This is a genomic window from Wocania ichthyoenteri Th78 (genome assembly GCF_000789235.1).
GTDB classification, from domain to species: Bacteria; Bacteroidota; Bacteroidia; order Flavobacteriales; family Flavobacteriaceae; genus Wocania_A; species Wocania_A ichthyoenteri.
In genome coordinates this window covers 1,165,363-1,166,860 of record NZ_KN525716.1, presented here as the reverse complement: position 1 = coordinate 1,166,860, position 1,498 = coordinate 1,165,363, and the positions used below count along the sequence as shown (strand labels likewise).

2 protein-coding genes are annotated in these 1,498 nt (G+C 30.2%); both read right to left on the bottom strand.

Going from position 1 to position 1,498, the window contains the following annotated elements; translation table 11 throughout:
* Positions 1-765, bottom strand: a 765-nt coding sequence (locus RG22_RS17835) for a beta-ketoacyl-[acyl-carrier-protein] synthase family protein (protein WP_034045758.1), incomplete at its 3' end; no start/stop codon positions are given.
* A gap of 51 nt (positions 766-816) precedes the next feature.
* A partial coding sequence (locus RG22_RS05035; RefSeq protein ID WP_204244173.1) for a TetR/AcrR family transcriptional regulator occupies positions 817-1,498 on the bottom strand: 682 nt, incomplete at its 5' end.

The window sequence follows — 1,498 nt, the reverse complement described above, 5'->3', positions numbered from 1 at the left end:
CGCATAAATATTAGCATTTCTTTTCAATGCCGAATCAATACTTTCAATAATCAAAGCTCCTGCACCTTCTCCAACAACAAAGCCATCTCTGTTTGTGTCGAATGGTTTTGAAGCGGAACTGAAATTTTCATTGTTGGTGGACATTGCTTTCATAGCGTTAAATCCTCCAATTGATGATTCTGTTATTGGTGCTTCTGAACCACCAGCGATAATAATATCTGCTTTTCCTAACCTGATATAATTAAAGGATTGAATAATGCTTTGTGTTGATGAAGCACAAGCTGTAACAGGGCAATAATTTACACCTCTGAGTCCGTGGTTAATTGAAATTATACCAGACAAACCATTGGATATTATTTTCGGTATAAAAAACGGATTAAAACGAGGGTTGAAATTCCCATTTGTATAATCAATTATTTCCTTTTCAAAGGTTTCAAAGCCACCAATGCCACTCGAAAATATTACACCAATTCTGTTAGTGTCTAATTTTGAAAAGTCGAGATTAGCATCTTTGATTGCTTCTTCTGCTGAGATTAGTCCATATTGACTAAACCTATCAAGTTTTCTAGCTTCCTTACGGTCAAAATAATCTAAAGCGTCATAGTCTTTTATTTCACAAGCGAATTGAGTTTTGAATTTGCTTGAATCAAAACGTGTTATTTTATTTGCACCAGAAATTCCTTTCAATAGATTTTCCCAATACTGTTTTACATTTTTTCCAATAGGTGTAATTGCTCCTAGTCCTGTTATTACTACTCTTTTCATATTTATATATCTTTGCCATATACCTTACGGTATATGAATGATTAAATTTTTTTACTTCTGTTTTAATTGTAAAATTTCTATTTCTAGATGTTCTATGTTATTTAATAAAATCTCTGGTTTATTCAATGTTTTTGCCAATAAAATGCTACCCTCAATTATAGCAATCATTCGATACGAAAATAGGTCGATATCTATTTCTTTTAGTTCGTTTTTATTAACTCCTTCAATTAAGATTGATACAATTTTTTTGTGCCAACTACGAATTGTTTTTACAACTTCTTTTTTTAATAATTCATTTCCATCATCAGTATCAACAGCAGTATTTAGGATTGCACAACCTCCATTCTTAAAAATTGGTTTAAATGATGTTTTATAATGATTTAGAAATGCAATTAATTTATTTGCTGAATTATCTTCTTTTTCAATTTTGTTAATTATTTGACGAGTCTGAAATTTATAATTGAATTTAAAAGCTTCTAAAGCAACTTCGTTTTTATCTTTGAAGTTGCCATAAATACTGCCTTTTGTTAATCCAGTAGCATTGGTTAAATCGGACAAATACGTTCCTGTATATCCCTTTTTATTGAATATAGAAGCAGTCTTTTCAATTATTAATTGTCTAGTTTTTTCTGACCTTACCATTTTGCTAATATACTCTACGGTATATGACTTTCCAAATTTTTGTATTGATTTTGATTTTTTTCTGTGATTTTCATTGGTTGCTTGGATATGT